The organism is Mangrovactinospora gilvigrisea, from assembly GCF_001879105.1.
Lineage (GTDB): Bacteria > Actinomycetota > Actinomycetes > Streptomycetales > Streptomycetaceae > Mangrovactinospora > Mangrovactinospora gilvigrisea.
Map to the genome: position 1 here is coordinate 46,599 of NZ_MLCF01000162.1, position 6,730 is coordinate 53,328.

At 73.5% G+C, this 6,730-nt stretch carries 6 protein-coding genes and 1 riboswitch; of the genes, 3 read left to right on the top strand and 3 right to left on the bottom strand.

The window, feature by feature from the left end; genetic code table 11:
- The first annotated feature begins 24 nt into the window (after positions 1 to 24).
- From BIV57_RS22530 to BIV57_RS22540, 3 genes are all read left to right on the top strand, one after another.
- Positions 25 to 975, top strand: a complete 951-nt coding sequence (locus tag BIV57_RS22530) for a helix-turn-helix domain-containing protein (protein WP_071658710.1) — start codon at positions 25 to 27, stop codon at positions 973 to 975.
- Between the two features lie 128 nt (positions 976 to 1,103).
- On the top strand, positions 1,104 to 2,204 hold the full coding sequence (gene nicT / locus BIV57_RS22535; protein WP_071658711.1) for a Nickel transporter NicT: 1,101 nt from the start codon (positions 1,104 to 1,106) through the stop codon (positions 2,202 to 2,204).
- Between the two features lie 132 nt (positions 2,205 to 2,336).
- The gene (locus BIV57_RS22540; protein WP_071658712.1) at positions 2,337 to 2,543 is read left to right on the top strand and encodes a hypothetical protein; all 207 of its coding nucleotides are present in this window, start codon (positions 2,337 to 2,339) and stop codon (positions 2,541 to 2,543) included.
- 61 nt (positions 2,544 to 2,604) lie between these two features.
- On the opposite strand, the gene BIV57_RS22545 is transcribed toward BIV57_RS22540, so the two are convergent.
- The 3 genes from BIV57_RS22545 to BIV57_RS22555 form a co-directional block, all read right to left on the bottom strand.
- Complete coding sequence (locus tag BIV57_RS22545) at positions 2,605 to 3,549, bottom strand: WD40 repeat domain-containing protein (protein WP_107409664.1); 945 nt, start codon at positions 3,547 to 3,549, stop codon at positions 2,605 to 2,607.
- Positions 3,550 to 3,619: 70 nt separating this feature from the next.
- Positions 3,620 to 5,392, bottom strand: a complete 1,773-nt coding sequence (gene thiC, locus BIV57_RS22550) for a phosphomethylpyrimidine synthase ThiC (protein WP_071658713.1) — start codon at positions 5,390 to 5,392, stop codon at positions 3,620 to 3,622.
- Positions 5,388 to 5,497, bottom strand: a riboswitch (TPP riboswitch). Its footprint overlaps the gene before it by 5 nt.
- A gap of 59 nt (positions 5,498 to 5,556) precedes the next feature.
- On the bottom strand, positions 5,557 to 6,730 hold a 1,174-nt coding region (locus tag BIV57_RS22555; RefSeq protein ID WP_139275764.1), incomplete at its 5' end, for an MSCRAMM family protein.

The following is a 6,730-nucleotide window of genomic DNA, read 5'->3' on the forward strand; positions in this document are numbered from 1 at the left end:
CCTGCCGCAATAGACTCGCTGTTCATGGGATCCACCCTGCCGTCCTCCGCCGCCGGCGGTCTTGAAGGAACGCGACAGCCGGCCGGCGGCGACGCCACCGTCGGCGCGGGCGGGCCGCTGCGGCCCGCATGGCGCGGGGGCGCGCACGGCCGCTACGCGCTGCGCCGCATGCCCCCCTCCGCCGATCTGGCGCACGCCGTCGAGCGGTTCTGGGTCACCGAGTGGGACCTCACCGCGCTCCCCGACCCCGTGCACACCGTGGAGGTGCTGCCGCACCCGGTGGTCAACATCTTCTTCACGGCCGGCGAAGCCGGCTTCGCCGGACCCGGCATCGAGCGGTTCGCCTACCCGCTGGAGGGCCGCGGGCGGGTATTCGGGGTGAAGCTGCGCCCCGGCGCGGGATTCCCGCTGGGGCGGATCCCGCTGCACCGGCTCGCCGACGCCACCCTTCCGCTCGCCGCCGTGCTCGGCCCGGACGCCGGCACCGAGGACGTCACCGCCCGGATCCTCGCCGTCCCGCCGGGCCCCGCCTCGGACGCCGCGCAGCTCGCGATCGCCGAGGCGTTCCTGCGCCCGCGGATCGCCGCGCTCGCCGCCGACCCCAACGCCGAGCTGGTCAACGGCCTCGTCCACCGGCTGCTCTTCGGCGACCGCCGCACCTTGCGGGTGCAGGACGCGGCGCGCGAGGCGGGCCTGTCGATGCGCGGGCTGCAGCGGCTCTTCGCCCGGTACGTGGGCGTCCCGCCCAAGCAGGTGCTGCTGCGCTACCGGCTGCACGAGGCGGCGGACCGGATCGCCGCCGGGCCGGTCCGCGACTGGGCGGCGCTGGCGGACGAGATGGGCTACGCCGACCAGTCGCACTTCGTCCGCGACTTCGCCCGGGCGGTCGGCGTCACCCCCACCGCGTACGCCGCGGAGTGCGCCGCGGACCGGCTCGCCGCCTCCGACGCGGCGCCCGGCCTGCCCGTTCCCTGAGGCGTTCCCCGAGTCGGTCCCCGAGGCCCCCTCCCGCCGGTTACTGCGAATATGTTGCAATAAGCAGTGCACCGCAGCCGCTGCGGCGCGCGCACACGCGCCTACTGGGACGGGAGCCCGCACCACCGATGAGGAACGCCCTGCGCACCTTCGACCGCGCCGACTGGCGGCGGCTCGCCGGCATGTTCGCCTTCATCCTCTTCCTGCACGTCGCCGGCTGGTTCGTGCTGGTGGCGATCGTCTCACCGCAGCATCTGACCACCGGCAGCGGGGCCGGCGCCCAGGCCTTCGGCATCGGCATGGGCGTCACCGCCTACACCCTCGGCATGCGGCACGCCTTCGACGCGGACCACATCGCCGCCATCGACAACACCACCCGCAAGCTGCTCACCGAGGACCGCAGCCGGCGCCCGCTCTCCGTCGGGTTCTGGTTCTCCCTCGGCCACTCCAGCATCGTCTTCGGCCTCGCCTTCCTGCTCTCCCTCGGCGTCAAGGCGCTCGCCTCGCCCGTGGAGAACGACGACTCCTCCCTGCACAACGTCACCGGCCTGATCGGCACCTCCGTCTCCGGCGCGTTCCTCTACCTCATCGCGATCCTCAACCTGGTGCTGCTCTTCGGGATCCTCAAGGTGTTCCGCAAGATGCGCTCCGGCGAGTACGACGAGGCCGCGCTGGAGGAGCAGCTGAACAACCGCGGGCTGGTCAACCGGGTGCTGGGCCGGATGATGAAGTCGATCCGCAAGCCGTGGCAGATGTACCCGGTGGGGCTGCTCTTCGGCCTCGGCTTCGACACCGCGACCGAGATCGCGCTGATGGTGCTCGCCGGCTCCGGCGCCGCGTCCGGGCTGCCCTGGTACGCGATCCTGTGCATGCCGGTGCTCTTCGCCGCGGGGATGTCGCTGCTGGACACCATCGACGGCGCCTTCATGAACGTCGCCTACGACTGGGCGTTCTCCCGGCCGGTGCGCAAGGTCTACTACAACATCACCATCACCGGGCTGTCGGTCGCGGTCGCGCTGCTGATCGGCACCGCCGAGCTGCTCGGCCTGCTCTCCGAGAAGCTGGGCCTGCACGGCGGGTTCTGGGACTGGGTCTCCGGGCTCGACCTCAACACCCTCGGCTTCGTCATCGTCGGCCTCTTCGTCGCGGTGTGGCTCGTCGCCGTCGCCGTCTGGCGGTTCGGCCGCATCGAGGAGAAGTGGACGGCGGGCCTGCGCACGACGCCATAGGACGCCATAAGGCCGAGCGCCTCCCCCACCCGGCCCAGCAACCCCATCCGAACGAATGAAGGGATGTCGGACCGGGCGGGGAATCGGGCAACCGATGCATCGTCAGATCATCGACCCGAAAGGGAACATCAGATGCGACGCATCGCCATCGTCCTCGCCGCCGCCGGAGCGCTCACCCTCGCCGGCGCCTCCGCCGCCTCCGCGGACGTCTCCGGCAGCGCCTCCCTCCACCACAGGCACCACGCCTCCATGAACCTGGGCGGCCCCTACGGCATCACCTTCCACGAGGCCGACCACAACCAGGCGGACTACTCCCTGTCCGTCGACAACGACGACTGACGCACCCCGCACTCCCCCCGGCGCCCGGCCGCCACGCACGCCCGGACCCGGGGGGTCCGCGTCACCCCAGCTCCAGCACCGCGATGCCGTCCTCCTGACCCACCGCCAGACGGGCCCCGTCCGGGCTGACGGCCGCGACCAGCGTCGGGTCGACGACACCGAAGCTCCCGTCCTTCCGCGCCACCCCCACGTCCGGCCACTCCCCGAGCACCCGCCCCGTCACCGGATCGATCAACCGAGGCCACCCGTACAGCGACACCACCCGCCCACCGGCCGCCAGCAGATGGCCGACCGGCGCCTCCACCGGGCTGCGATGCAGCCAGCGGCGCGCCGCGAGCGACCAGACGCCCACCCGCCTCGGCCCCAGCTCCGGGATCTCCGTCTCCTCGTCGTCCATCACCTCGTCGTTGGTGCCCACAACCACCCGGTCGGCGTCGAGCCAGCACGCGGCGGCGACTTCGGCGCTGTACCAGGACTCCATCGGCAGCACACCGCCGCCGTCCAGCGCCGCGGCGTCGTCCAGCGCCCGCGCCAGGTCGTAGACCCGGGCGATGCCGTAGGGGTGCCAGATCCAGCCCGCCGACAGCAGGTGCCGCCCGTCGGGGCCGACGGCGAGCCGGGAGTGGAAGACGTCCACCGGCGCGCGCTCGGCGGCGGCCGCGGTGAGCCGCCGCTCGGTCGCCAACTCCTCGACCTGCAGCACGTTGTACTCCTCCGGGCAGTGCACCAGCACCTCCCGGCCGTCCGGCAGCCGGCCGAGCGCCACCGGGAAGTCGAAGTGCCCGGCGTGGTAGTCGCTGCGCGCCAGCTCGCGCACCGCCCGCCGCCCGTCCCTCAGCAGCGCCGTGGTGCCGCGCTCCTCGTAGACGACCGTGAACCGGCCGGACGGGGAGACGATCGCCCGGTCGAACGGGTCGCCGCACGCGATCGCCATCGGCTCCTCCCCCCGCCACACCAGCGACCGCACCCCGCCCGGCACCGGGACGAACCCCATCTCCGCCACCACGTCCCCCTCCCCGGCCGAGGGAGGGGGCGAGCAGGGCCGCCCGCCCCGGTGCTCCGCTCGGTCCGCCAGATCAGTCCGCCAAGGGAAGATAGACGCGGTTGCCGTGCTCCGCGAACTCCTTGGACTTCTCCTCCATGGCGGCGTCGATCTCGGCCTCGGAGAGGCCGTAGTCGCGGCGGATATCCTGGGAGATCTTCATCGAACAGAAGCGCGGGCCGCACATCGAGCAGAAGTGCGCGGTCTTCGCCGGCTCGGCCGGGAGCGTCTCGTCGTGGAACTCGCGGGCCGTCTCGGGGTCGAGGGCCAGGTCGAACTGGTCCTCCCAGCGGAACTCGAAGCGCGCGTCGGAGAGCGCGTCGTCCCAGGCCTGGGCGCCCTCGTGGCCCTTGGCGAGGTCCGCCGCATGGGCGGCGATCTTGTAGGTGATCACGCCCGTCCGCACATCGTCGCGGTTCGGCAGCCCCAGGTGCTCCTTGGGGGTGACGTAGCAGAGCATCGCCGTCCCGAACCAGCCGATCATCGCCGCGCCGATGCCCGAGGTGATGTGGTCGTACCCCGGCGCCACGTCCGTGGTCAGCGGGCCGAGGGTGTAGAACGGCGCCTCGTCGCAGATCTCCTGCTGGAGGTCGACGTTCTCCTTGATCTTGTGCATGGGGACGTGCCCCGGCCCCTCGATCATCGTCTGGACGTCGTGCTCCCGCGCGATCCGCCCCAGCTCGCCCAGCGTCCGCAGCTCCGCGAACTGCGCCTCGTCGTTGGCGTCCGCGATGGAGCCCGGCCGCAGCCCGTCCCCCAGCGAGAACGTCACGTCGTAGGCCCGCAGGATCTCGCAGAGCTCCGCGAAGTGCGTGTACAGGAAGCTCTCCTGGTGGTGCGCGAGGCACCAGGCCGCCATGATCGAGCCGCCCCGGGAGACGATCCCCGTCTTGCGCCGCGCCGTCAGCGGCACGTACCGCAGCAGCACCCCGGCGTGCACGGTCATGTAGTCGACGCCCTGCTCGCACTGCTCGATCACGGTGTCGCGGTAGACGTCCCAGCTCAGCTCCTCAGCGCGGCCGTCCACCTTCTCCAGCGCCTGGTAGATCGGCACGGTGCCGATCGGCACCGGCGAGTTGCGCAGGATCCACTCGCGGGTGGTGTGGATGTTGCGGCCGGTGGACAGGTCCATGACGGTGTCGGCGCCCCAGCGGGTCGCCCACGTCATCTTCTCCACCTCCTCCTCGATCGACGAGGTGACCGCGGAGTTGCCGATGTTGGCGTTCACCTTCACCAGGAAGCGCTTGCCGATGACCATCGGCTCGGCCTCCGGGTGGTTGACGTTCACCGGCAGCACCGCCCGCCCGGCGGCGATCTCCTCGCGCACCACGGCCGGGTCGAGGCCCTCCCGCAGCGCCGCGTACTCCATCTCCGCGGTGGTCTCGCCGCGCCGCGCGTACGCGAGCTGCGTGACGGCCGCGCCGCCGTGCCCGCGGCGCGGCCGGCGGGCCCGCCCCGGGAAGACGGCGTCCAGATTGCGCAGGTCGTCCGTCGCGACGGCGCCGCGCGGGACCGTGTGCCGGATCTTCAACCCGTCGTCCTCGGGCCGCAGTTCGCGGCCCGTGTACTCCTCGGTGTCGCCGCGCTGGACGATCCAGTTCTCCCGCAGCCAGGGCAGGCCGCGGCGGGTGTCGACGGTGTGCTCGGGGTCGGTGTACGGCCCCGAGGTGTCGTACAGCGGGACGGTGCCGCCGTTGCTGAGCCGCACCTCCCGGTAGGGCACGCGCAGATCGGGGCGCGAGCCGGTGCGGTACGCCTTCCGCCAGGCGGCGGACGGGTACGACGAGTGCGATGACTGTGTGGCCATGGAAGGACCCACTCCCTACGCCGGCATTACCCGGTCAGGTTCATGCGGTCGGCGCAGCGTCAACGCCCTCTCAGCCAGGTGCTCCCAGCTCCCGCGCTTGCGATCGCCCCCACGGTAAGGGATCGGCACGCGCCGGCGAAAGGCGGCCCCGAGCCACTCGGGCGTCAGAGCGCGCCGTGACCGAGCGTCAGGTCGTGCTCCAGCTCGTCGGCGGCGAGGTCGAGGGCGGTGGCCACCGGGGGGTAGCCGGCGGCGACCAGGGTGTAGTCGCCGGGCGGCAGGTCCTCGAAGCGGTAGAGGCCGTCCGCGCCGGTGATCATCGACGCCAGGACGTCGCCGCCCGCGTTCATCAGCGTCACCCGGGCGTCCTCCACCGGCCGCCCGCTTCGGGTGCGGACGATGCCGCGCAGCACGGCGCCGGCCGGCAGCTCCACGTCCAGCTCGGTGGGTTCGGCGCCGCCGTCCAGCTGGACGGCGAGCGCGGCGGGGCGCATCCCCTCGGCGCTCACCGCGAGCGTGTACGCCCCCGGCAGGAGGCGTCCGAAGCGGTAGACGCCGTCCTCGTCGGTGGTCGCGGTCGCGACCACCTCGCCGCGGGCGTCGGTGAGCAGGGCGGTGGCGTTCGGCACGGCGGTCCCGGCGCTGCCGGCCCGGCGGACGGTCCCGGTGAGGCCGACGGTCCCGCCGAGGCGGACGTCCAGCTCGACGGAGGCGGTGCCGACGGTGAGCGCGAGCGCCTGCGGCCGGTGGCCGGGCGCGGAGGCGATCAGGACGTAGCTGCCGAGCGCGTCGACGGGCAGCTCGTAGTGGCCGTCCGCACGGGTCGCGGTGCGGCCCGCCTGGCGCCCGCCGGCGCCGACGAGGGTGAGGACGGCGTGCGCGAGGGGCCGCCCGTCCGGCTCCGCGACGATCCCGCGGACGGCGCGGTCCGGGTCGTGGACGGTGGGCCAGGCGCCGCGCGGCCGCCCCAGCCGCGAGGGCCGGCGCGGCAGGGGGTCGCGTCCGGGGTCGGGGGCGGGGCCGGTGCCGAGGGTGATGTCGTGCTCCGGCTCGTGGTGCGGCGTGGCCAACGGTGCCTCCTGGGACGGAACTTGGGTACGGCGGCGCCGGACGGTGCCGAGCGCGAGGGCGAGCGAGACGAGCGCGGCGGCGGCGGGGACGGCGAGCAGCGCGGGCCGCGGCGCGTCGTGCAGGGCGTGCACCACGGGGCGCCACCGCTCGGGGAGCGAGGCGCCCACGGCCCACCCGCCCACGTCGAGCGGCACCAGCACGGCAAGCCCTCCGACGAGCACCCGCGCCACCCCGCGCAGCACCCGCCGCGGCCGGCGACGACGAACG

What these genes read in the sequence shown, in the direction of transcription:
- BIV57_RS22530 (WP_071658710.1), top strand. Translation starts at nt 25, where the DNA reads ATGGGATCCACCCTGCCGTCCTCCGCCGCCGGCGGTCTTGAAGGAACG.
- nicT (WP_071658711.1), top strand. Translation starts at nt 1,104, where the DNA reads ATGAGGAACGCCCTGCGCACCTTCGACCGCGCCGACTGGCGGCGGCTC.
- BIV57_RS22540 (WP_071658712.1), top strand. Translation starts at nt 2,337, where the DNA reads ATGCGACGCATCGCCATCGTCCTCGCCGCCGCCGGAGCGCTCACCCTC.
- thiC (WP_071658713.1), bottom strand. Translation starts at nt 5,392, where the DNA reads ATGGCCACACAGTCATCGCACTCGTCGTACCCGTCCGCCGCCTGGCGG.